Genomic DNA, 22278 nt, shown 5'->3' on the forward strand with positions numbered 1-22278 from the left:
GCACTTTGGCTCACTTATCCACAACTATAGGGCAGCCGCTAGGGTTTGGGTAGTCGGAATTTTTCACCGCTATATCGTGAATCTACGCGAAATGCGCCGCGACCTTTCGATAGTGCGGCGCGGCGCGGTGTTCGAACAGATAGATACCTTGCCACGTACCCAAAACTGGGTGTCCGGAGGTAACGGGTATCGACAGCGACACGGGCAAAAGCGCAGCCTTGATATGCGCAGGCATGTCATCCGGGCCTTCATAGGTGTGCCGCAGATACGCCATCGCAGGATGATCCGACGGTGGCACCAGCCGATCAAAATAAGCGCGCAGATCCGTTTGCACTTCGGGATCCGCGTTTTCCTGAATGACCAGAGAGCAGGAAGTGTGCCGCACGAACAACGTCAGCAACCCATCGCCCCCGACCGAGTTTAGCCAGTGCTGCACGTCCTGGGTGAACTCGTAGAGACCCGGGCCCTGCGTTGAAATAGTAAACTCGGTCTGCATTAGGCGGACAGCCAATTATCAGTCAAGGATGGGGCGAACACTGCACCGTCCGTTGGCGGCCGAAACGGACATATTGAAACCCGGCTGAAACCCGGCCGAAAATACACCACTGCTTTGCTGCGGGACCCCTTCGGGCGGCGTGAGCGAGAATTGCACGGCCGTTCTACGGCCCGTCGTCACACTCGGGCCATAGCCGCGCTTTACGTAAATCCGCTGCTGCCATCCCGCACCCAATGTTCTGCGGGCAAAATCGGACGCCGCGCACCAATACCCATCCACGTCAGTGCGCCCTCGGGGGATAACTTCAAATTCCGTTTGGTTTATCGCAGCCGTCTGATAGCCAAATCGAGCAAACGAAGCCGATGCTGTCGAGCTCAGCACAATCGCAGCAAGCGCTGCACAAGTCATAACCTTTTTCATCACCAATCTCTTTTCTGTTTCGAGGTAGGTATGGACCTAGTTTACTTTAAAATCAGACAAAGCCGCTTCACGATGAATTCAATGCTATCACCGCTGGCCGTGAACAGGCGCCAGCCATCCGCGATATCGGATCAGCGGACCTAGCATTGGCATATTAGCCGACACGTCAAAACAAAAATGCCCTGTTTTGTTCTGCCACTCCACAGTCGATGAACGCGGTAACAGAAATGAGGGGCAGCGCAGGCCCATTACATAAAGCCGCCGTATGTAGATCTGCAGATGACCGTCACAGATTTCGGGCTGCAACCAAATGGACAGCCCACCCATTTGTTCACGAACACATGCCGCGCCGTGATCGAATGTCAGCCGGGATCGCGTGGAGTGGCCGTCAAAATCCCGCTCCCATTGCCATTCATCCCCGTCCCGATCGATCTGGATCTGCAACGGAATATCTTCGGCACCCTTCGGGAAGCGTCCAAGACGCAAAGCCATGGCAATCAGCCACCCCCTGCCTCGGACGACATTGCACCGCCCCGCATAACGACCCGGCACCTCGTGCAGGCGCTGAACAGCGGCGGGTATGACAGCCCCCAAAGGCAGCGATTGCAAAAAGGGATCTAGGTGCACTCAGAAGCCCTCGGGCAAGAACCGGGCCCGCAAATCAGGGTCCGGGACCATACAGGTCTGAGTGCGCCCGAAGATCTTGTACCTGTTGCGCGCAATCGAGTTATAAAACGGGTCCTTGATCCAACCGGGCAAGAACCTGCATAGGGACAGAACCGGCCAACCCCCAGGTAGGCTTTTCATCGCGGCTGCAAAGGCATCCAGACGCTGATGCACTTTGCCGTTCACGATGACCAGATTAGTTTCGAAATCCCGTGTCGGCAGGCCAAGCTCGCGATACAGCCGTTGTCCCAATGGGGACTGTGCCGTCGCGAACTTGAAGCGTTGCGCAGTGTCCCGCGTCAGCATGAAGGTAAAAAACCCCGAACACAGGACACATTCCGCATCAAATACAATGGTATCCTGCAAATCCTTGAAGCTGGCAGAAACAGGGTTCGGCATGTGTTTCGAGTCCGCTAAATCTCAGGATTAACCCTTTCATCCCGCCCGAGGCCGGACAATGCGACAAGTGGACGTCCGGCTACCCCAACATTGTAAACATGCCGGGGAGCCACCGGTTTGGTGAGTTTCCAGGGCTCAGCCTCTCACCCCTAAAAGGCGCTGACCCGACAACGGGCGAAAAATAATGTATAACGGCCCACCGGTCTTGTGTTCATGCGCCAAAACCTTTCGAATTCCAGACAACAAACACTTGCCTGGGATAGGAACCGCGCTTCTCACCGATTTGGCGTACAAGTACATTGAATTACTTTGGAAAATACCATGGAAGTTGACATTGCCCGCATCCAGTTGCTGACCCGAGCACTTGACCAACGAACGAATGGCGCCGCGGTATCAGATCGCATTCTTGAAAAATGCAATCTGACCCGGGAAACCATCGCGCAGCCATCCACTACCTATACCGCGCACCAAGAAGCTCTGTTCGTGCGCTATGCCTGCGACGCGCTGGGAGATATCACGTTTGCGGCTGAGACCGGATTGCAGTTCAAGTCTGCCTCAAGCCTCACCGCATATATCAGTAAGTACTCGCGGGACCTGCGACAGGTGATGGAAAACACGTCCCGATTTCACAGGATCATTGACCCCGCCCTTGTATTTAGCCTTCGACATGCCGGTAACTTCGCTACAATCGAAGCGGATTGGAAAGACGCCAGCTTTGCTCGTTACCATCGCAGAACCGAGTTCCTGCTGTTCACCGGGTTGGCCCGTATGCGCGCTCTGACGCAAACGAACTTCTTTCCCATCGAGATCAGATTTCAGCACGAGGTTGGAGAAAACCAGAAGAGTTTTCAGAAGCTTGCCGGTTGCCCTGTTGTGTTTGGTTCGGAACGGCTTGAGATCGTCGTTGCGCCTTCGGCTCTGGATTTACCTGTGCCGACCTATGACCCGAACCTTCGGGCGCATCTTCTGGAATACGGCGAACGTGTTCTGGCCGAACGGCGCTCGCCAAAACAAAAGCTGCGCGCGCAGGTAGAAGGGCTGATTACCAGGTCGATGCCCGGCACGATCATCAACGCCGATGAAGCTGCCGCAAACATGGGAATGAGCCCGCGCACTTTCGCTCGGCGGCTCAAGGATGAGGGCGTCAGCTATCGCGATATTGTCGATGACCTGCGCTGCGACCTCGCGCAAACCTTCATAACCAACGGGATGCCCCTGTCAGAAATCGCGTTTTCGCTGGGATATTCCGATCAACCTGCGTTTTCCACCGCGTTCAAACGCTGGACGGGTCAAGCCCCCAGCACCTTCCGCAGCCGTCTGGACTAACCGGAAAGTCCCTAAAACCTGTGGCCGGGGGTCATCAGCGGCACAGCCTCGCCCCGGCCTGTCCCATGAGTGGACATTGGGGATATAGCGGTGCACTGAATGTGAGACTTGTGAGTTGCCGCCAATTTGATCGTTGAACCGGCCAACGTGATGGCTTTGGCTGAAAGAAAAAAGGCGCCTCGGTTGAGGCGCCTTTGAATTTACTGATCCAGGAACGACCGCAGTTTGCGCGACCGACTTGGGTGTTTCAGCTTCCGCAGGGCTTTGGCCTCGATCTGACGGATACGTTCGCGGGTCACGCTGAACTGCTGGCCGACCTCTTCCAGTGTGTGGTCAGTGTTCATGCCGATGCCAAAGCGCATCCGCAGAACCCGTTCCTCACGCGGGGTGAGCGAGGCCAGAACCCGTGTGGTGGTTTCCTTGAGGTTTTCCTGAATGGCGCTGTCCAGCGGCAGCACGGCATTCTTATCCTCGATGAAATCACCCAGTTGGCTGTCTTCTTCATCGCCGATGGGTGTTTCCAGAGAAATCGGCTCTTTGGCGATTTTCATCACCTTGCGCACCTTCTCAAGCGGCATCTGCAGCTTTTCGGCCAGTTCTTCCGGCGTTGGCTCGCGACCGATTTCATGCAGCATCTGACGGCCGGTCCGGACCAGCTTGTTGATCGTTTCGATCATGTGGACCGGAATACGGATCGTCCGCGCTTGGTCCGCGATAGACCGCGTGATAGCCTGACGGATCCACCAGGTCGCATAGGTCGAGAACTTGTAACCGCGGCGGTATTCGAACTTGTCCACCGCCTTCATTAGGCCGATGTTACCTTCCTGAATAAGATCAAGGAATTGCAGGCCACGGTTCGTGTACTTTTTGGCGATCGAGATCACCAGACGCAGGTTGGCTTCGACCATTTCTTTCTTAGCCTGCCGCGCCTCTTTCTCGCCCTTCTGAACCTGTTGTACGATGCGGCGGAATTCTGAAATATCCAGACCGACATACTGTCCGACCTGAGCCATGTCGTTGCGCAGTTCCTCGACCTTGGCGGTCGAGCGTTCGATGAACATCTGCCAGCCCCGGCCCGGCTTTTCGGCCATCTCAGACAACCAGTTCGGGTCCAGTTCACGGCCACGATAAGCGTCAATGAACTCACGACGGTTGATCCGCGCCTGGTCGGCCAGTTTCACCATTGCACTGTCCAGCGACATGATACGGCGGTTGATGCCGTACAGCTGGTCGATCAGGGCTTCGATACGGTTGTTGTGCAGGTGAAGACCGTTCACCAACTCAACAATCTCGGCGCGCAGCTTCTGATAGGTCTCTTCATCCTTTTCGCTGAACGATCCATCTTCGTTCAGGGTGGCCGAAATCCGGCTGTCCTGCATTTCCGACAACATCGAAAAGTCGGTCGAGATACGCTCCAGCGTGGTCAGAACCTGATCCTTCAGGGCCGCTTCCATCGCGGCCAGCGACATGTTGGCCTGATCGTCATCGTCGTCATCATCGTCGTTGCTCAGCGGGTTGCCGTCAGCATCTAGCTCGGGGCCGGTGTCTTTGGCCGGCTTGGCCGCCTGTACGTTCGAGGTATCGACAACCGGTTCCTCGACATCGCCGTCTTCGTCCATCTGGTTGCCGAATGTGGCCTCCAGATCGATCACGTCGCGCAACAGAATGTCTTCGGACAGCAATTCATCGTGCCAGATGGTGATCGCCTGGAAAGTCAGCGGGCTTTCGCACAGACCTGCGATCATGGTATTGCGGCCGGCTTCGATCCGCTTGGCGATTGCAATCTCGCCTTCGCGGCTCAGCAGTTCGACCGAACCCATCTCGCGCAGATACATGCGGACGGGGTCGTCGGTGCGATCCAGCTTTTCGGTGGCGGCACCGGACAGCGCAACCTCACGGTTGCTTTCAGTGGTGGTCAGTTCGGTCGAGCCTTTATTCTCTTCCTCTTCGGCCTCTTCATCTTCAATGATGTTGATACCCATCTCGGACAGCATCGACATAACGTCTTCGATCTGTTCCGAGCTGACCTGATCAGGCGGCAGAACCTGATTGAGCTGGTCGTAGGTGATGTAGCCTTTCTCGCGGGCCTCGGCGATCATCTTCTTGACCTGGGCCTGGCTCATGTCCAGCGAGATTTCCTGTTCCTGCTCGTCGGATTTGCGATCTTCGGTCGTGTCTTTGGCGGCCATTCAATGCTCCTGCAGGGATGGGTGATTCGTTTCAACCGAATCATTAGCGCGTAGAAGTGATTCGGCTACCCGTTTACCTGTTTTTCTTTTCCAGTGCCTTACGAAAACACCAGTTTAGCGGCGTTTCCGGTCGAAATTGATCCCGGACATGATTGCCTTGAACGCATCTTTCTCGTCGCGGTTGATTCGCGCGCCGTTGTCGGCGATGTCGAAAACGGCCCTGTCCTCATTCTGGCTACGGCTCGTGCGGTTGCGCTCTTCGGCGGCCTGTGCCAGCCGATATGTCAGCGCCTCATCAGCCAGATCGGACAGTTCCTCTGCAGCTTCGGCAATCTCAGCATCCAACCCCCGGAGCGCTTTGATCTTTGCGAGTTCTTCGGCCAGCGTCATCTCGGCCTTTTCGACGTCGCCTGGTTTGTACACACAGGGGATTACTGCGACATGGCGAAGGGCCAACAGGTTTTCAAGGGCTTCAGGTCCCAAAGTTTCGGCAATGTGGTCTTTCAGGTTTTCAGGATCATCAACCGCATGGCGCAGGATGGCGTGGCGCAGGGCTGCATGGTCAGGATCGCGGCACTCCATCTCTTCTAACTGGTGCTCGAATTGCACGACAACCTGCGGATTCAGCGCGGCAATGGCTAGAATGGCCGCTTCACGCAACTGGATTTCCGCCCCTTCAGATGAGGCTAAAAAAGAAGCTCGCGCGCCCGGTGTCGCGGCGGGTTTGGGTTGCCATTTGCCCTTCGGTTGCCAGGGACGGTTCTGTGGCTGCCGCTGCGGGCGGAACAGTTGCCAACGCAGGTCCTTTATCTCTTGTCCATAGTGCGACCGGATCGAAGGGTCTCGGATCAGTTTGATCTTGTCGCGCAGCACTTTGTCCAGCGCCGCCTTGCGTTCGGGGCTGTCGAACACTTTGCCTTCGGTTTCGCGCTGCCACAGCAGCTTGACCATGGGGATGGCACCATCCAACACGGCCTGCACGGCCCCTGCCCCTTCGGCGCGCAGCAGGTCATCCGGGTCCTTGCCTTCGGGCATCAGGGCAAAGCGCAGAGATTTTCCCGCTTCCAGAAGAGGCAGCGCCAGATCAACGGCCCGCATCGCGGCCCGCAGGCCCGCCGTGTCCCCATCCAGCGCAATGATCGGCTCGTTCGAGATGCGCCACAGCAATTGCAACTGATTCTCGGTGATTGCCGTCCCCAGGGGGGCAACCGACGCACCAAACCCAGCCTCAGCCAGAGCGATCACGTCCATATACCCTTCGGCCACGATCAAAGGTTGCCCCTTCCCCGCCCCCTGCCGCGCGGGGCCGTGGTTGTAGAGGCTGCGGCCCTTGTCAAACAGCTCGGTTTCAGGGGAATTCAGATACTTAGCATTGTCATTCGGGTCCATCGCCCGACCGCCGAAGGCGATGCAGCGCCCGCGCGGATCGCGGATCGGGAACATGATCCGGTTGCGGAACGTGTCATAGGGCTTTTTGCCCTTGTTTGACGGCTTGGCCAGTCCGGCCCCGAGGATCAGGTCCTCAGCCACATTCTTACCGCGCAGATGATCCCACAGCGCCTGCCAGCCGTCGGGGGCAAATCCGATCTCCCACCGCTCCAACGCTTGCGCGTCCAACCCTCGACCGGTCAGGTAGTCACGCGCGGCCCCCCCTGCTCCGGTCTTAAGCTGCAGGCGGAAGAACTGCACCGCTTGTTCCATGACCTCGGCCAGTTGCGAGCGGCGGTCTTGTTTCTCCTGCGCTTTGGGATCACGGGCCGGCATCGGCATCCCGGCCTCACGCGCCAAAATCTCGACCGCTTCGATGAACGAGACATTCTCAGTCTCTTTCACAAAGTTGATCGCGTCGCCTTTGGCGTGACAGCCAAAGCAGTAATAGAACCCCTTCTGGTCATCGACATGGAACGAGGCCGTCTTTTCGTGGTGGAACGGGCACGGCGCCCACATGTCGCCTTTGCCCTGATTGGACTTGCGCTGATCCCACATGACTTTGCGCCCAACGACCTGAGACAGGCTCAGCCGGGTGCGCAGTTCATCAAGGAAACCGGGGGGCAGTGACATGGGTCAAACCTGACAGAAATGAAAACGCGCGCCAAGGGGATGGCGCGCGGTTGTCCACAGGGAAATGTGAAGCCTGTGGATTATTGCTGCAGGCACAGTTCCAACCAAGCCGCGCCCAGATCCTTTTTGCGGACGTCACGCATCTTTTGCTCGTAGACCCAAGGTGTGATCAGCGGAATGGCATTGTTGTAGTTGTCGGGCCATGTCGGGCTGGTGTCAGCCACCGCCTGCGGTACGTCACGCTCTTTCACTTTGTCCAGACGCGCTTTCTGAATCGCCGCAACGACATCCGCCTGATACTGGCAGCTTTGTTCTTTGGTTTCTTGAGCAGCCAGAGGTGTGGCCAACAACAGGGCCGCTAAGGCGGTACGCAACATGGGGGTCTCCCGGAATCGTTTCTTTCGCGCCAGCTTACCCTTGGTGCGGCTTGCCCGCCATTGTCGTTTTGCACCTCTCGCCATCGTGTTGCGCCGGGGCGACCGATTAATCCCGCCCGCCCCGGCCAGAATTCAAAGCCCTTTGGCGCGATAGCTTTTCGAAACGCGGTCAATGGCCACGATATAAGCCGCCGTCCGCAAGTCTTCGACATCGTCGCGACTGTGCCAGACCTCACGCATGGACTGGTAGGCAATGCGCATCGTGTCATCGAGGCCCGATCGTACCAGTTCAAGTTCGTCTGCGCCCTTAAGGTACTTGGTCTTGAAATCCGGGGTCATCGACCACGCATCGCCCAGGTAACGGTCCAGCCGCTCCAGCTCGCTGACGATCAACTCATGCCTCGCCTCTTCCTGACGACGCTGCATCCGCCCGAAGCGTATGTGGCTGAGGTTCTTGACCCACTCAAAGTAGGACACCGTCACACCGCCCGCGTTCGCGTACATGTCTGGAATGATCACGGTGCCTTTCTTACGCAGAATCTCATCTGCCCCGGCTGTGACAGGACCATTCGCCGCTTCGATGATCAGAGGGGCCTTGATCCGATCAGCATTGGTCAGGTTGATCACACCCTCAAGCGCCGCCGGGATCAGGATATCACACTCGGCCTCGAGAACTTCACCACCCTCGGCTGAGTGCGTTGCGTCCGGATAGTCGCTGACACCACCGTGTTTCACGATCCACTGCCGGACAGATTCGACGTCAATCCCATCAGGGTTATACAGCGCACCGTCCCATTCAATGATGCCGACAATCCGCGAGCCATCCTCTTCGCTCAGGAATTTGGCCGCGTGATAGCCCACGTTGCCCAACCCCTGCACAATGATGCGCTTTCCGTCCAGCTTGCCCGACAGGCTCGCCTTCTGCACATCTTCGGGGTGGCGGAAGAACTCGCGCAGCGCATATTGAATGCCCCGCCCCGTCGCCTCGACCCGCCCCGAGATACCTCCGGCATTCAGCGGCTTGCCAGTCACACTGGCGCGCGCGTTGATGTCCGTGGTGTTCATGCGGGCGTATTGGTCAGCCATCCAGGCCATCTCACGCTCGCCCGTGCCCATATCTGGCGCAGGCACGTTCTGAGACGGGTTAATCAGATCGCGCTTGGCCAGTTCATAGGCAAAGCGTCGGGTGATCTGCTCCAGCTCGTGTTCTTCGTATTGGCGGGGATCAATGCACAGTCCCCCTTTTGAGCCGCCAAACGGCGTTTCCACCAATGCACATTTGTAGGTCATCAGCGCCGCCAGCGCCTCGACCTCGTCCTGGTTCACCGCCAGAGCATAGCGAATACCGCCCTTGACCGGCTCCATATGTTCGGAATGAACCGAGCGATAGCCGGTGAAGGTGTGAATTTCACCCCGCAGGCGCACACCGAACCGTACCGTGTAGGTGGCGTTGCAAACCCGGATCTTTTCCTCCAACCCCGGAGGCAAATCCATCAGGGACGCCGCCCTGTTGAACATGAGGTCCACACTCTCGCGAAAGCTGGGTTCTTTGTTGGCCGTCATTTAATCCTCCGTGCCAGCGAACGACTTACGTTCTGACGTTTTGTCGCACCCAATACGTAAACGATCAATATTTAAGCGAAAATAAAACTGCCAATTCCCAAGATTATTTTTTCCAAGCCCCCTGAGTCGCCCCACCCGAACGACCTCGTCGGAATTGTCGCCCATATGACAACAGAAGCGCCTAACTCCCTCAAATTATCCCGCTTTTTCCAGCAAACCGGTCAAGAGAGCGGCTTTTTCGCCTAATTCCCGCCACGATTCGGCGTTAATTTTTGAAAGTTAATATTTCCTTGGCAGTTTGGATGTCTGCTCAGCGAGGTCGACAATATGATAATGCGCGTAATTAAAAGCGGCTCTAAGAAATTTAAGAGCTTCACCCCTTCGGCTCGTCGTTTCGCCCGGGACGAAGATGGTGGCGTGTTCACAATCTTCGTGCTGACCGGCTTCATCATCATCATCACGTTGACCGGTATGGGTGTCGACATGATGCATTTTGAGCGCGATAGGGCGAACCTTCAATCGACATTGGACCGTGCGGTTCTTGCGGCCGCCGACCTCGACCAGGAGCTGCCCCCTGCAGAGGTTGTAAAAGCATACTTTGAAAAGTCCGGTGTAAGAGGCCGATTGACGAAAGAACCCGAGGTTGTTCCGGGTTTCGGATCACGACGCGTGACGGCCGAGGCTGAAACCGTCGTCAAAACCGCTTTCATGTACTTTGCTGGCATTCCCAAACTGACTGCTTCGGTTACCAGCACTGCGGAAGAAGCCGTGGGGTCGATCGAGATCTCTATGGTTCTGGATATGTCCGGTTCGATGGGTGACCCGTCTGCTGAGGCCGGAAAATCCAAGATGCAGGTTCTGCGTGAGGCTGCGAAAAAATTCGTGACAGCCATGTACACGAAGGAAAACCCGGACAAGATTTCGATCTCGATCGTTCCTTATGCAACGCAGGTGAACGCTGGTGAGAACATCCTTGGTAAATTTACAGGTGTATCCGACGAACATAATTATTCGCACTGTGTGAACTTCACCGGCAACCAGTTCAAAGATCACAGCCTTAAGCCCTCGACCTCGCTTAAGCGTACCGCGCATTTCGACCGGTATCAGGCAGGTAATGATGCTTACCAGTGGGAGCACAACCGACTGCCAACTTGCCCTACCCGGGCCGGCAGTGAAATCACCCCCGTTACAAACGTTGTTTCGGACCTGCATGGTCAGATCGATGATCTGACTGCGAATGGCAACACGTCGATTGACATCGGAATGAAATGGGGTGCCGCACTGGTGGACCCCGAATTCCAGCCCTTGATCGCCCAACTGGCGTCTCAGAAAGCTGATCCAGATGCGACCGCTGAAGATGCTAAGACCGTTGTTCCGGGCACTTTCCAAAACCGGCCGATGGCCTACGACGCTGATGTTCAGAAGATCATTATTGTTATGACTGACGGTTACAATACAAGTCAGTACAAACTGAAGAACTCGCTACGCAGCGGGAATTCCCCTGTTTGGTACAATGCAAATTACTCCCAGCAGGAAACCAGATTCAATTGGGACACTTACAATTGGGAGACGGTGACAGTTGAAGGCGAATACAGTGTCCGGTCGTCAACAAATCCGAACCGGTACTACTGGTCTCGTCAGGAACGGTGGAATATGGATCACCGCTATGGGGACAAGGATTATGAGGACGGTACTGCCGTTCGCCTGACCTACCCAGAGCTTTTCGCCCTTACGTCCCTGCGCTGGAATGCTGTGAACAACTTTTATCCCTGGGACGGCAGCGCACTTAGCGACTGGTACTCGAATGCATATTCTTCAGTCTCACGAAACACGAAGAACACGCGTACAAACAACATCTGCTCGGCCATTAAAAACAAAGGGGTGCTGGTATACGGCATCGCTTTCGAAGCGCCGGACGCAGGTCTAACCACGATCGAAAACTGCGCCAGCAAACCCAGCATGGTCTACGCGGTTAACAGCACCGGTAAGCTGGGCGATGAGAACCTCACGCTTGAAGAGGCATTCCAATCCATTGCCTCTTCGATCAAACGCCTGAGGCTGACACAATGATCCGTAAGCTCTTTAAGAAAACAGCTCGGTTCAAGCGGTCTGAAGATGGGTCGTTGACGGTTGAGTTTGTCCTGATCTTCCCGGCCTATCTCTTCTTTATCCTGAGCGCGGTCGAATACTCGATGGTCACAATTCAGCAGTCTTTGCTGGAACGCTCCATGGACATCGTTGTGCGCGATATACGCCTGGGAACCGGCGGAGTGATCACTCACGATACGATCAAGGAAGATATCTGCGACAGAGCGGGGATCATTAAGAGCTGCGAAACCAATCTTAAACTGGAGATGATTTTGCAGGACGCCTTTACCGGCCTGGACTTCCCTGTGGAACCAGATTGCGTAAACCGCGAGGAAGAGGCCAAACCAGCCCGAAACTTTGAAGCCGGCGCATCGAACGCCCTTATGATCTTGCGCGCCTGTGCAAAGGTTGATCCGGTTTTTCCGACTTCCGCGATGGGTCGTGCTTTGCAAGCTGACGATGGCTTGATCACGCTGACGGCGATTACCGCATTTGTTCAGGAGCCTTAAATGACACGTTATTTTTTAAGTATCCGGCAGTATCTTCGTAGGTTCGCCCGCAAAGAAGATGGCGGCCTCGCCTTCGAAGGAATTGTAGTTTTCCCGATTTTCGTCTGGTCCATCACGCTTGGGTACACGTTTTTCGACGGATTCCGCCAAAATACAGCCAACCTAAAGGCTGCGTACACCGTAGGTGACCTTATCTCGCGTGAAACGGACGAATTGACAGACACCTATGCACTCTCAATGTACACCCTGATGCGGCGGATGGTGAACAATAACTCAACGCTGAAGATGCGTTTGTCCTTCATCATGTATCAAGAGGACGACGACCGCCATTACGTCCTGTGGACCACCACCTGCGGGTTCACTGGTGAATGGAACAACGCCAACATCGACAGGATAAAAGATAAACTTCCTCCGATGTCAGACCTGGACACTTTGATCCTGGTTGAAACGATGAACGATTATGATCCACTGTTCAGGACCGGCTGGCTGACCAAAGACTACGAATTCAGAAACTTCGTTTTCACACGTCCACGCTTTACTGATCTGGTGGCCGCCCCCGATATTTCGGCTAACTTCTGTCAAGGGGATGCGGGGCCTGTGGCAACAGCACCAACGAGCTGATCACATCTGTCATAAATTTGGTTTCGGCGGCAGCCGTCATGCCGCCGACACCCACCCGGCGCCCCATTCGCCACCAAAGCCCAGGCGCCCAACTGTTTTCTCCGGCAACGCGTGTTTTCAACAGAAACCCGTTCGAAGGTTTAAACGCAAACACCCCCCGATCAACGGCTTCGATATCTTCGACTTTGGCGATCAACTGCCCTGCCCCGGTACGGAGTTCGGTTTGCGTCAGTTCGATCCAGTCATTTGTCGCGTGCCACATGCGATACGCCATCCAGAACGCCGCGCCGCCAACCGCTAACAGAAAGACCAGCCACATCGGTCCGGGAGGCTGTGCCAGCGCCACCGACAGGACCAGCACGCCGACGGTGCTCAGCATACCGACGCCAAGCCAACGCCTGGCGGGTGACGGCTTAATGGTGGCCAGAATGTCTTGTTGCATGTGAACCCCTGTCATTTTCCCTTGGGTTTAGCGACTTCTGACGGGAAAAAACAGGGGGACTACCACTGCAGATTTTTGCACATTCCCCGTTCTTTTCTGCCGATTGACGCTGTCCCTGCCGAAAATACATGGTGACCAAAGCTTCAGGAGGCCGCTATGTCCCTACGACCCGTTCTTGAAACCCGAAAAGCCGTCGCCACGATGGAAGGCGCTGGCGTCAAATTGCACCGCGCGTTCGGGTTCCAAGACCCGTCTGAACTTGATCCGTTTCTCTTGTTCGATGACTTCCGGAACGAGCGCCCTCAGGACTATCAGGCCGGTTTTCCGTGGCATCCCCATCGTGGGATCGAAACGATCACCTATGTGCTGGCCGGTTCAGTCGATCACTCGGATTCACTTGGTAACAGCGGCACCCTTGGCGCCGGTGACGTTCAGTGGATGACCGCAGGGTCCGGGATTCTGCATCAGGAAATGCCGACCGGAAACACATCCGGTCAGATGCATGGGTTCCAGCTGTGGGGCAACCTGCCCTCGGCGCAAAAGATGACCGCGCCGCGCTATCAGGACGTTCAAAGCAATGAGATACCGGAAATCACTGATGATGATGGCACCACTGTGCGTGTGATCGTGGGTGAGTTTTGGGGCAAGACAGGCCCTGTGGACGGGATCGCAGCCGATCCGCAATATCTGGATGTCCATGTTCCGGCCGGGGTTAAAAAGACCTTTAAAATCGATACGTACCGCCGCGCCTTTGCCTATGTGTTCGAAGGTAGGGCCGCCTTTGCCGATGCCTCTCAACCCACTGGTATCCTGTTGGAAAAAGAGGTTGCCGGGCAGGAGGTCAATATCCGCGACATGTCCGGTGATCGGACGCTGGTCCGGTTTGGCACGGGCGATGAAATTACGGTTCAGGCCGGACCTGAAGGTGTGCGATTCTTGCTGATTTCAGGCGCGCCGATCGACGAGCCGGTCGCCTGGCACGGACCCATTGTTATGAACACGCGGACTGAGCTGGAGCAAGCCTTTCGGGAACTGCGCAACGGCACCTTCATTCGGCCCGCGCATTAGACCACTCAAGCCGAGACCGACCGGCGGACCATGTCCCAATAGACCTGTTCGACCTCATCCAGCGACAGACGGCCGCCGGACCGGTACCACGTCATCACACCGTTCAGCATGGCGATCACCGCCAAAGTTGCGATCTTGGTGTCGGCGATGTCAAACGCCCCGGCCGCCTGTCCCGCGTGTAGGATAGACTGAAGGGCGTCTTCATAACGTCGGCGCAGTGCTTCGATCTCTGTAAAGTTCTCGGGCGTCAGGTTGCGCAGTTCCATATAGGCGATAAACACCTCATCCGGGCGCTCAAGGTGAAAGCGGATATGGAACCCGACGAACTGGCGCAAAGCTTCGGAAGCATCCGCGGGCTGATCCAGATCGTCATAGGCCGACAACAGGTCTTGCATGTGCTCGTGCATCAGACGGAACAGCAGGCTCTGCTTGTCGGGCGTATAATTATACAGCGCCCCCGCCTGCACCCCGACCTCACCCGCGATCTGGCGCATGGAGACGGCGGCATAGCCGTGACGGGCGAACAAACCCAACGCCGCCTTGCGGATACGCGGGCCGGTGATATCGGAATGTGAACCTTGCGTGCGTGCCATTTCCACACCGTATCTGAACGCATGTTCAGATAGAACCCCGCTTGAACCAACGCCGTAAAAGGTGCATCACGTTTGCAATCGATCTTGAAAGGGTTCTGAATGAAGCCCCTGCCTTTGCTGATCCTGTTGCTCGCCTGTGCCGGATGCGCCGATTTTCCGGAACTGGAAGGTCGCGAGCAGCCAAACGTCAAATCGGCCCGCTACCCAAAGCTCATTCCCATTCAGGAAAACCTCGGTCCGCCCGTTGACCCTGCGAACGAGGCCGCCGAGGTCGAAGAAGACCTGGCTGCCCGGCGTGAAGCGCTGGAGAAAAAGGCAGAAGAACTTCAGGCCGCTGAAATCAACTGACCCTTTGCGATTCACGGCCCGTACCGGGCCGCGACGCATTGCACCCTAGCGCCGAACCCGCTAAGGCAGCGCTGAACGGGCGGCAGGCCCGATACCACGGAATGTTCGAGCGGAAAGGAACCCACGGGATGACACAGGCGCTGCGGCTGGGAATTGCGGGCTTGGGAACGGTTGGCGTGGGTGTCGTAAAGATCATCCGCCGCCACGCAGACCTGTTGCAGGCGCGCACAGGCCGGTCTGTTGAAATCGTCGCCGTATCAGCGCGCGATGCAAGTAAAGACCGCGGTGTGAACCTCTCCGATTATGCCTGGGAAACAGACCCCGTAGCTCTCGCGAAACGCGATGATATCGACGTTTTCGTCGAACTGATTGGCGGTGAAAACGGCCCCGCCAAAGCCTCGGTCGAAGCCGCACTGGCTACCGGCAAAGATGTCGTCACCGCGAACAAGGCACTGCTGGCCATCCACGGTCAGGAATTGGCCGAAAAGGCCGAGGCCGTAGGTCGCGTGATCCGGTTCGAGGCCGCCGTGGCGGGAGGCATCCCGGTGATCAAATCCCTGACCGAAGGGCTCGCCGGAAACGAGGTCACCCGCGTCATGGGTGTGATGAACGGCACCTGCAACTATATCCTCACCCGGATGCAGTCTCAGGAGTTGGGCTATAACGCACTTTTCGAGGAATGCGCGGAACTGGGGTATCTGGAGGCTGACCCGAACCTTGATGTAGGAGGTATCGATGCGGCACATAAGCTGGCACTACTGTCCTCAATCGCTTTCGGGACCAAACCGAATTTCGACGGCATCCAGATAGAAGGCATTCAGCAGATCAGTCTGGATGATATCCATCAGGCCGACGACATGGGTTATCGCATCAAGCTGCTGGGCGTTGCACAACGCTCGGCGCGTGGTCTGGAACAGCGGATGCAGCCGTGTCTGGTGCCCAGCAGTTCGCCCCTTGGGCAGCTGGAAGGCGGCACCAACATGGTAGTGATCGAAGGTGACGCGGTTGAGCAGGTCGTTCTGCGCGGCCCCGGTGCCGGCGAAGGCCCCACAGCCAGCGCCGTGATGGGCGATGTCTGCGATTTGGCACGTGGGCTGCAGATCCCGACCTTTGGGCGCCCTGCGGCCTCGCTGCAGGACGCGCAGCCTGCCGTGACCGGTTTGCCTGCACCCTACTATCTGCGTCTTGCTTTGTTCGACAAACCCGGTGCGCTGGCCAAGGTGGCCGCCATTCTGGGCGATGCAGGCGTGTCAATTGACCGGATGCGTCAGTACGGTCATTCGGAAAGCACCGCACCAGTTTTGATCGTCACCCACAAAACTACTCGCGCCACACTGGACGTGGCTCTCGACGGGCTCCGCGAAACCGACGTGGTGGCCGGAGAACCCGTAGCATTGCGGATTGAAGAGGTTTGACCCTTGCGGCCTGCATGAAACGCAGGCTATCCCGAATAAAACGCCTTTACTGACCTGAGGATACCGAACATGAGTGCTGCCAAAGTAGATTTCAACGACCGACTGCTGTCCCTGGGCCTTGCGCGGGTGGCAGAACAGGCCGCGCTGGCGTCGGCTTCTCTGGTCGGTCGCGGTGACGAAAAAGCAGCCGATCAGGCCGCCGTGAACGCGATGCGCGAACAGCTGAACCTGCTGGACATCGCAGGCGTCGTCGTCATCGGTGAAGGCGAGCGTGACGAAGCGCCGATGCTGTACATCGGCGAAGAGGTCGGCACCGGCGAAGGCCCCGGTGTGGACATCGCACTGGACCCGTTGGAAGGCACCACACTGACCGCCAAGGACATGCCCAACGCGCTGACTGTGATCGCCATGGGTCCGCGCGGCTCTATGCTGCACGCGCCGGATGTTTACATGGACAAGCTGGCCGTAGGTCCGGGCTTTCCTGAAGGTGTCGTCAATCTGGACATGAGCCCACGCGAACGAGTCGAGGCGCTGGCCAAGGCCAAGGGCTGCGAGCCTGCCGACATCACCGTCTGCATTCTGGAACGCCCGCGGCATGAGGCGATGATTGCCGAGGTGCGCGAAACCGGTGCTTCGATCCGCCTGATCACCGATGGTGACGTGGCCGGCGTCATGCACTGCGCGGAAAGCGAAGAGACAGGCATCGACATGTATATGGGTCAGGGTGGCGCGCCTGAAGGCGTTCTGGCCGCGGCCGCGCTGAAATGCATGGGTGGTCAGATCTTTGGCCGCCTGCTGTTCCGCAACGATGACGAACGTGGTCGTGCCGCCAAGGCGGGCATCACCGATCTGGACCGCGTTTATGCGCGCGATGAGATGGTGACGGCGGACGTGATCTTCGCTGCAACTGGTGTGACAGGTGGTTCGCTGCTGCCGCGCATCAAGCGTGAGCCCGGCTGGGTAGAGACGACCACCCTTCTGATGCGCTCGAAAACAGGGTCGGTACGGCGTATGACCTACCGCACGCCGATGTGGCCGCACGACAACGCCTAACCGCTTGCGCCCGAACCATGGGCAAGGCTATCCATAGAGACAATGAGGCCGGGTCCGAGAGGGTCCGGCCTTGGCTTATCAGAGGCAGGTCATGAGCTTTCTAGGGGTTGAACAATCATTGTCCGGGCGGCGTTGGGTTGGACCAACGCCCGAGGTAGAACGCGCGACCGAGATGCTGGTTCAACAGGCCGGATTGCCTCGCGCCGTGTGTCAAGTGCTGGCCCGGCGCGGCGTTCCCGCGATGGAGGCCGATGGATTTCTGGAACCTAAATTGAAAGAACTGTTGCCCGACCCGCGGTCGATGAAAGACATGGAAACCGCAGCAACGCGGTTTCTGGCGGCAGTCCGGAACAATCAACGGATTGCGGTCTTTGCGGATTATGACGTGGACGGAGGCAGCTCAGCCGCTTTGCTGTTGGTGTGGCTGCGTCAGATGGGCAATCAGGCAACGCTTTATGTGCCTGACCGGATCGACGAAGGCTATGGACCCAATGTCCCAGCCATGCAGGAACTGGCTGCGAACCATGACCTGATCATCTGCGTCGACTGCGGGACGCTCAGCCACGAGCCCATAGCGGCCGCCAAGGGCGCGGATGTGATCGTGCTGGACCACCACTTGGGTGGTGAGGTCCTGCCCGATTGCGTCGCTGTAGTGAACCCGAACCGACAGGATGAAAGTGGCGATCTAGGCTATCTCTGCGCGGCCGGTGTTGTGTTTTTGATGCTGGTCGAGGCCGGACGGCAGCTGCGCGAGGCAGGTGTGAAGGGCCCGGACCTGATTTCCCTGCTGGATCTTGTGGCGTTGGCGACGGTGGCCGATGTCGCGCCGCTTATCGGCGCCAACCGAGCGCTGGTTCGACAGGGCTTGAAGGTCATGGCGCAACGGCAACGACCGGGCCTGGTGGCCCTGTCCGACGTGGCTCGCATGGATTCCGCTCCCAACAGCTATCATCTGGGCTTTCTGCTTGGTCCGCGCGTAAACGCGGGTGGGCGGATTGGCCAGGCCGACCTGGGTGCGCGGCTGCTCAGCACGGAATCTATGCACGAGGCCGAGGCGTTGTCGCAGCGGTTGGACGAACTGAACACCGAACGCCGCGATATCGAAAACGCAGTGCGCGCAGCGGCGCTGGAGCAGGCTGAGGAACGCGGTCTGGACGCGCCGCTGGTTTGGGCTGCGGGCGAAGGTTGGCATCCTGGTGTGGTTGGCATCGTAGCATCGCGGTTGAAGGAAAACGCGAACCGCCCTGCAATTGTCATCGGCTTTGACGGGGATGAGGGGAAAGGCTCTGGCCGTTCGGTCTCTGGTGTTGATCTGGGCGCTTCGATCCAGCGTCTGGCGGCCGAGGGGTTGCTGGTCAAAGGCGGCGGTCACAAGATGGCCGCGGGCCTGACGGTGATGCGGGATCAGTTGGAACCCGCGATGGAACGTTTGTCTGAGTTGCTGGCCAAACAAGGCGCAGGCGAAGGCGGGCCAGCCGATCTGAAACTGGACGGTACACTGATGCCGGGTGCGGCGACGATTGATCTGATTGAACAGATCGAAAAGGCGGGCCCTTTCGGGGCCAGCGCTCCTGCCCCACGATACGCGTTGCCCGACCTGCAAGTCCGGTTCGCCAAGCGCGTCGGCGAATCTCATCTGAAACTGTCGCTGGCGGATGGGGTTGGCGGAGGGCTAGACGCTATCGCCTTTGGTGCCTTTGACGGGCCAATGGGCGAAAAGCTGTCCAACCACGGTGGTGCAAGGTTCCATTTCGCCGGGCGACTTGAGGTAAACACATGGGGCGGACGGCAGAGTGTGCAGCTCAGGCTCGAGGACGCGGCGCAAGCAAATTAAGCGCGGTTTCAGGCACGTGAAAAAACTTTCACATCCTTGCATTTTTCGGCTTGCGGGGGGGGGAGGTAAACCGTAAAAGGCCCTCCACAAGCCAGCGTGGCCCGTTCGTCTATCGGTTAGGACGCCAGGTTTTCAACCTGGAAAGAGGGGTTCGATTCCCCTACGGGCTGCCACTTGTGCTTGTTTGGACCAAGTGGCCCGTTCGTCTATCGGTTAGGACGCCAGGTTTTCAACCTGGAAAGAGGGGTTCGATTCCCCTACGGGCTGCCATTTCTTCCTTACGTTCCGAACTTCTCGTGGCACAGATCGGTGATCTGCCCCCAGATGGATTTGAATTCCGGTGTGTTTTCTGCGGCATAGTGAAAGTTCTTCATCAAGCCGGTCAACTGCGTGAACACTTGCCTCACTTCAGCTTTATCGCTGAATGAGGCCGTTGATTGGGTCACGTCATAGACCAGCTTGAAGGTCATCTTCTGACGTTCAAGCGGAACTGTGGCATCCACTTTGTCGAAAGCGTCTTGCTGCAAATAGACCATGTCCACAAACAGCGCTTTTTGCTGGGTGACAAAGTCCTCGATGGTGACGCCCTCTTCACCGGTCACCTGCATCATCTGGTCCACCTGCTCGCCTTTTTCGATCAGATCCAACAGTTCGCGCACCTTGCCGGTCCAACCGGGTTCAGCGTTTTTGTCATACCAGTCCGACAGCTGATCCGAATAACGAGACCAACTGAGCATCGGGTCAACTGCAGGATAGAACCGTTTGTAAGCGCGCTCAGAGGACAAGCCGAGGAAGCATTTCACCGTGGATAGCGTCGACTGCGTGACCGGTTCATCAAAGTTGCCGCCCGCGGGTGACACCGTGCCAATCAGGGTCAGGCTGCCCAGATCGCCATCATTTGTTTTCATCGCACCAGCGCGCTCGTACAGCCCCTTGATCGAGCTTTCCAGATAAGCGGGGAATCCCTCCTCACCTGGGATTTCCTCAAGCTTACCAGAGGTTTCACGCATCGCCTGCGCCCAGCGGCTGGTACTGTCTGCAATCAAAAGCACGTCATAGCCCATTTGGCGATAATACTCGCCCAGCGTGATGCCGGTGAAGATCGACGCCTCACGTGCGGCAACCGGCATGGACGACGTGTTACAGATAATGATCGTGCGGTCCATCAGGCTGCCGCCAGTCGTGGGATCCGTCATCTTGGGGAATTCGTGAATCGTCTCAACAACCTCACCCGCACGTTCACCGCAGGCCACAACGATCACGATATCCACCTTGGCGTTCCGCGCGATCAGGTTCTGCAGAACAGTTTTGCCCGCCCCGAACGGCCCCGGAATACAGGCAGTTCCCCCGCGCGCGATCGGGAAAAACGTATCGATCAGGCGCTGAGAGGTCAGAACCGGTTCCGTTGGGTAAAGCCGTTCAGACAGTGCGCGTTTCAGGATACTTTCTGGCAATGCGCGCCGCACCGGCCATTTCTGCGAGAGGGTCAGCGTATGCTCGCCGCCCTGCTCATCCTCAAGCCGCGCGACAATGTCGTGGATCGTCGCCGCTCCTTTCTGGACCCAGACCACCTTGTAATCGCCCACCCAATTGAAGGGCAGCATGATCTTATGACTGAAATGACCCTCGGGCACGGTGCCGATGCTATCACCGGCGGTCACCGTATCGCCAACCTTGACCGACGGCGTGAATGACCACTTTGCCTGATCGTCCAGCGGGGCCACATCGGCACCGCGCGGCAGAAAGGTCCCGAATTCAGCAGCCACCTTGGGCAGAGGGGATTGCAGCCCGTCAAACACCTGCCCCAGCAGACCCGGAGCCAGCTCAACCGACAGCAACTGCCCTGATTGCTCGACCGGATCGCCCACGGCCACCCCATCGGTGCTTTCGTAGACCTGCACGTCTGCGATGTCGCCGCGCACCCGCAGTACTTCGGCCTTCAAGCGTTCCTGACGGCCACCCGGGCCAGGGCGTGTAGGAAGGATAAAAACAACCTCGTTCTTGACCAACTGCCCGGGCTGGCCCGAAGCATCGTGATTGGCCTGTATCTGCACCAGCCCCTCCTGCACCGAGACGACGCGGGCGGTGGCGGTCTGTGTGGCGGGGGTTGGGGCTGTCATGCGCTTGCTCCATCAAAACCGATCTCGGCGGCACCGGCCATGGCCTGTTGCGCCAGATGTTCAAATCTCTTGGCCGCATCCTGCGCGTTGCTTTGCGCCCAGCGGTCGAAAATGTTCCAGATCAACACGTAGATCGCCACCGCTTCGAAGTCGAAATAGTGGCGGGATGCGTGCCGTTTCAGTTGCTTTTGGCTGACCGACAAAAGCAGCCGTTCCAACCCCAGAGGGTCTTCGGCATCAAGCAATTGCTTGGCCTCTTTGATCCAGGGCATCGGCCCGTCCAGCTTGAAGGTCGGATCGGTCCAGTTGGACGGTATATGCCTAGCCCATCGCCCCATGCCGAACGTTCCGGCCGCCGGGCTGCCCCCTTGCTTACGCAAGCGCAGCGCTGCGACAGCCGTACGAAGATCCAGCCGCTCCACAAACACCTCTCGCAAGGTCGGCTGCGGAATAGCACCCAACGCCTCTTTGCACCGTTCGACGGCCTGAGCGTCCGTGACGTCCATGTCATAATCGCTCCAGTTCAGTGCGTGCTCCAACACCTTCAAAACGCGCGCATCTTCAGCTGTCAGTGCGGTCAACCTGCGATCCAGACGCAACCGCGACAACGGCGGTTGCTTGGCAACAAACAACCGTTCCGAGCCCGGCAGGCTACTGATCAGCGCGATATAGGCGTCGGGATCCGACATG

The 22278-nt window shown here is 57.6% G+C and carries 21 protein-coding genes and 2 tRNA genes; 11 read left to right on the top strand and 12 right to left on the bottom strand.

Annotated features, from left to right (window positions below):
• Positions 1-82: 82 nt before the first annotated feature.
• From ACXAGD_RS10175 to ACXAGD_RS10190, 4 genes are all read right to left on the bottom strand, one after another.
• Positions 83-496, bottom strand: a complete 414-nt coding sequence (locus tag ACXAGD_RS10175) for a secondary thiamine-phosphate synthase enzyme YjbQ (protein ID WP_475212552.1) — start codon at positions 494-496, stop codon at positions 83-85.
• Between the two features lie 18 nt (positions 497-514).
• The gene (locus ACXAGD_RS10180) at positions 515-916 is read right to left on the bottom strand and encodes a hypothetical protein (protein ID WP_475210239.1); all 402 of its coding nucleotides are present in this window, start codon (positions 914-916) and stop codon (positions 515-517) included.
• 87 nt (positions 917-1003) lie between these two features.
• Positions 1004-1543, bottom strand: a complete 540-nt coding sequence (locus ACXAGD_RS10185) for a DUF4166 domain-containing protein (protein ID WP_475210240.1) — start codon at positions 1541-1543, stop codon at positions 1004-1006.
• Positions 1544-1981 carry a thiol-disulfide oxidoreductase DCC family protein gene (locus ACXAGD_RS10190; RefSeq protein WP_475210241.1) on the bottom strand — a complete coding sequence of 146 codons (438 nt, stop codon included), beginning with the start codon at positions 1979-1981 and terminating at the stop codon, positions 1544-1546.
• Positions 1982-2302: 321 nt separating this feature from the next.
• On the opposite strand from ACXAGD_RS10190, the gene ACXAGD_RS10195 reads away from it, so the two are divergent.
• Positions 2303-3307, top strand: coding sequence for a helix-turn-helix domain-containing protein (locus ACXAGD_RS10195; RefSeq protein WP_475210242.1), 1005 nt, complete (start codon positions 2303-2305; stop codon positions 3305-3307).
• 200 nt (positions 3308-3507) lie between these two features.
• On the opposite strand, the gene rpoD is transcribed toward ACXAGD_RS10195, so the two are convergent.
• The 4 genes from rpoD to ACXAGD_RS10215 form a co-directional block, all read right to left on the bottom strand.
• Complete coding sequence (gene rpoD / locus ACXAGD_RS10200) at positions 3508-5496, bottom strand: RNA polymerase sigma factor RpoD (protein ID WP_475210245.1); 1989 nt, start codon at positions 5494-5496, stop codon at positions 3508-3510.
• Between the two features lie 114 nt (positions 5497-5610).
• On the bottom strand, positions 5611-7557 hold the full coding sequence (gene dnaG, locus ACXAGD_RS10205) for a DNA primase (RefSeq protein ID WP_475210248.1): 1947 nt from the start codon (positions 7555-7557) through the stop codon (positions 5611-5613).
• Positions 7558-7637: 80 nt separating this feature from the next.
• Positions 7638-7934, bottom strand: a complete 297-nt coding sequence (locus ACXAGD_RS10210; RefSeq protein WP_475210250.1) for a hypothetical protein — start codon at positions 7932-7934, stop codon at positions 7638-7640.
• Positions 7935-8066: 132 nt separating this feature from the next.
• Positions 8067-9497, bottom strand: a complete 1431-nt coding sequence (locus ACXAGD_RS10215) for a Glu/Leu/Phe/Val family dehydrogenase (protein ID WP_475210253.1) — start codon at positions 9495-9497, stop codon at positions 8067-8069.
• A 333-nt stretch (positions 9498-9830) separates the two neighbouring features.
• On the opposite strand from ACXAGD_RS10215, the gene ACXAGD_RS10220 reads away from it, so the two are divergent.
• The 3 genes from ACXAGD_RS10220 to ACXAGD_RS10230 are packed head-to-tail and all read left to right on the top strand — an operon-like array spanning position 9831 to position 12715.
• Complete coding sequence (locus ACXAGD_RS10220) at positions 9831-11567, top strand: pilus assembly protein TadG-related protein (protein WP_475210254.1); 1737 nt, start codon at positions 9831-9833, stop codon at positions 11565-11567.
• A complete protein-coding gene (locus tag ACXAGD_RS10225; RefSeq protein ID WP_475210256.1) occupies positions 11564-12094 on the top strand; it encodes a TadE/TadG family type IV pilus assembly protein in 531 nt (176 codons plus the stop codon). Before ACXAGD_RS10220 ends, ACXAGD_RS10225 begins: the two co-directional genes overlap by 4 nt.
• Positions 12095-12715 (top strand): TadE/TadG family type IV pilus assembly protein, encoded by a 621-nt coding sequence (locus ACXAGD_RS10230; RefSeq protein WP_475210258.1) that lies wholly within the window; start codon positions 12095-12097, stop codon positions 12713-12715.
• Here ACXAGD_RS10230 and ACXAGD_RS10235 read toward each other — a convergent pair.
• Entirely contained in the window at positions 12663-13157 is a 495-nt protein-coding gene (locus ACXAGD_RS10235) for a hypothetical protein (RefSeq protein ID WP_475210261.1), read from the bottom strand. The genes ACXAGD_RS10230 and ACXAGD_RS10235 overlap by 53 nt on opposite strands.
• A 156-nt stretch (positions 13158-13313) precedes the next feature.
• On the opposite strand from ACXAGD_RS10235, the gene ACXAGD_RS10240 reads away from it, so the two are divergent.
• Entirely contained in the window at positions 13314-14225 is a 912-nt protein-coding gene (locus ACXAGD_RS10240) for a pirin family protein (protein WP_475210263.1), read from the top strand.
• Between the two features lie 5 nt (positions 14226-14230).
• Here ACXAGD_RS10240 and ACXAGD_RS10245 read toward each other — a convergent pair whose 3' ends face one another.
• Entirely contained in the window at positions 14231-14818 is a 588-nt protein-coding gene (locus ACXAGD_RS10245) for a TetR/AcrR family transcriptional regulator (RefSeq protein ID WP_475210265.1), read from the bottom strand.
• Between the two features lie 99 nt (positions 14819-14917).
• Here ACXAGD_RS10245 and ACXAGD_RS10250 point away from each other — a divergent pair, with 99 nt between their 5' ends.
• The 6 genes from ACXAGD_RS10250 (at position 14918) to ACXAGD_RS10275 (ending at position 19738) form a co-directional block, all read left to right on the top strand.
• On the top strand, positions 14918-15166 hold the full coding sequence (locus tag ACXAGD_RS10250) for a hypothetical protein (protein WP_475210267.1): 249 nt from the start codon (positions 14918-14920) through the stop codon (positions 15164-15166).
• 128 nt (positions 15167-15294) lie between these two features.
• Positions 15295-16581: a homoserine dehydrogenase gene (locus tag ACXAGD_RS10255; RefSeq protein WP_475210268.1), complete on the top strand. Its 1287-nt coding sequence runs from the start codon at positions 15295-15297 to the stop codon at positions 16579-16581.
• Between the two features lie 69 nt (positions 16582-16650).
• Positions 16651-17634, top strand: coding sequence for a class II fructose-bisphosphatase (gene glpX / locus ACXAGD_RS10260; protein ID WP_475210269.1), 984 nt, complete (start codon positions 16651-16653; stop codon positions 17632-17634).
• Between the two features lie 91 nt (positions 17635-17725).
• Positions 17726-19468, top strand: coding sequence for a single-stranded-DNA-specific exonuclease RecJ (gene recJ / locus ACXAGD_RS10265; protein WP_475210271.1), 1743 nt, complete (start codon positions 17726-17728; stop codon positions 19466-19468).
• A gap of 98 nt (positions 19469-19566) precedes the next feature.
• Positions 19567-19641 (top strand) — tRNA-Glu (locus ACXAGD_RS10270).
• A 22-nt stretch (positions 19642-19663) separates the two neighbouring features.
• Positions 19664-19738, top strand: a tRNA-Glu gene (locus ACXAGD_RS10275).
• A gap of 8 nt (positions 19739-19746) precedes the next feature.
• Here ACXAGD_RS10275 and ACXAGD_RS10280 read toward each other — a convergent pair.
• Together ACXAGD_RS10280 and ACXAGD_RS10285 are read right to left on the bottom strand one after the other, a co-directional pair.
• Positions 19747-21588 carry a V-type ATP synthase subunit A gene (locus ACXAGD_RS10280; protein ID WP_475210272.1) on the bottom strand — a complete coding sequence of 614 codons (1842 nt, stop codon included), beginning with the start codon at positions 21586-21588 and terminating at the stop codon, positions 19747-19749.
• Positions 21585-22277, bottom strand: a complete 693-nt coding sequence (locus ACXAGD_RS10285; RefSeq protein ID WP_475210274.1) for a hypothetical protein — start codon at positions 22275-22277, stop codon at positions 21585-21587. The genes ACXAGD_RS10280 and ACXAGD_RS10285 overlap by 4 nt, the downstream gene beginning before the upstream one ends.
• Between the last annotated feature and the right edge of the window lies 1 nt (position 22278).

It is taken from the genome of Ruegeria sp. ABF4_144 (assembly GCF_056160045.1).

What these genes read in the sequence shown, in the direction of transcription:
- ACXAGD_RS10175 (WP_475212552.1), bottom strand. Translation starts at nt 496, where the DNA reads ATGCAGACCGAGTTTACTATTTCAACGCAGGGCCCGGGTCTCTACGAG.
- ACXAGD_RS10180 (WP_475210239.1), bottom strand. Translation starts at nt 916, where the DNA reads ATGAAAAAGGTTATGACTTGTGCAGCGCTTGCTGCGATTGTGCTGAGC.
- ACXAGD_RS10190 (WP_475210241.1), bottom strand. Translation starts at nt 1,981, where the DNA reads ATGCCGAACCCTGTTTCTGCCAGCTTCAAGGATTTGCAGGATACCATT.
- ACXAGD_RS10195 (WP_475210242.1), top strand. Translation starts at nt 2,303, where the DNA reads ATGGAAGTTGACATTGCCCGCATCCAGTTGCTGACCCGAGCACTTGAC.
- rpoD (WP_475210245.1), bottom strand. Translation starts at nt 5,496, where the DNA reads ATGGCCGCCAAAGACACGACCGAAGATCGCAAATCCGACGAGCAGGAA.
- dnaG (WP_475210248.1), bottom strand. Translation starts at nt 7,557, where the DNA reads ATGTCACTGCCCCCCGGTTTCCTTGATGAACTGCGCACCCGGCTGAGC.
- ACXAGD_RS10210 (WP_475210250.1), bottom strand. Translation starts at nt 7,934, where the DNA reads ATGTTGCGTACCGCCTTAGCGGCCCTGTTGTTGGCCACACCTCTGGCT.
- ACXAGD_RS10215 (WP_475210253.1), bottom strand. Translation starts at nt 9,497, where the DNA reads ATGACGGCCAACAAAGAACCCAGCTTTCGCGAGAGTGTGGACCTCATG.
- ACXAGD_RS10220 (WP_475210254.1), top strand. Translation starts at nt 9,831, where the DNA reads ATGCGCGTAATTAAAAGCGGCTCTAAGAAATTTAAGAGCTTCACCCCT.
- ACXAGD_RS10225 (WP_475210256.1), top strand. Translation starts at nt 11,564, where the DNA reads ATGATCCGTAAGCTCTTTAAGAAAACAGCTCGGTTCAAGCGGTCTGAA.
- ACXAGD_RS10230 (WP_475210258.1), top strand. Translation starts at nt 12,095, where the DNA reads ATGACACGTTATTTTTTAAGTATCCGGCAGTATCTTCGTAGGTTCGCC.
- ACXAGD_RS10235 (WP_475210261.1), bottom strand. Translation starts at nt 13,157, where the DNA reads ATGCAACAAGACATTCTGGCCACCATTAAGCCGTCACCCGCCAGGCGT.
- ACXAGD_RS10240 (WP_475210263.1), top strand. Translation starts at nt 13,314, where the DNA reads ATGTCCCTACGACCCGTTCTTGAAACCCGAAAAGCCGTCGCCACGATG.
- ACXAGD_RS10245 (WP_475210265.1), bottom strand. Translation starts at nt 14,818, where the DNA reads ATGGCACGCACGCAAGGTTCACATTCCGATATCACCGGCCCGCGTATC.
- ACXAGD_RS10250 (WP_475210267.1), top strand. Translation starts at nt 14,918, where the DNA reads ATGAAGCCCCTGCCTTTGCTGATCCTGTTGCTCGCCTGTGCCGGATGC.
- ACXAGD_RS10255 (WP_475210268.1), top strand. Translation starts at nt 15,295, where the DNA reads ATGACACAGGCGCTGCGGCTGGGAATTGCGGGCTTGGGAACGGTTGGC.
- glpX (WP_475210269.1), top strand. Translation starts at nt 16,651, where the DNA reads ATGAGTGCTGCCAAAGTAGATTTCAACGACCGACTGCTGTCCCTGGGC.
- recJ (WP_475210271.1), top strand. Translation starts at nt 17,726, where the DNA reads ATGAGCTTTCTAGGGGTTGAACAATCATTGTCCGGGCGGCGTTGGGTT.
- ACXAGD_RS10280 (WP_475210272.1), bottom strand. Translation starts at nt 21,588, where the DNA reads ATGACAGCCCCAACCCCCGCCACACAGACCGCCACCGCCCGCGTCGTC.
- ACXAGD_RS10285 (WP_475210274.1), bottom strand. Translation starts at nt 22,277, where the DNA reads ATGTCGGATCCCGACGCCTATATCGCGCTGATCAGTAGCCTGCCGGGC.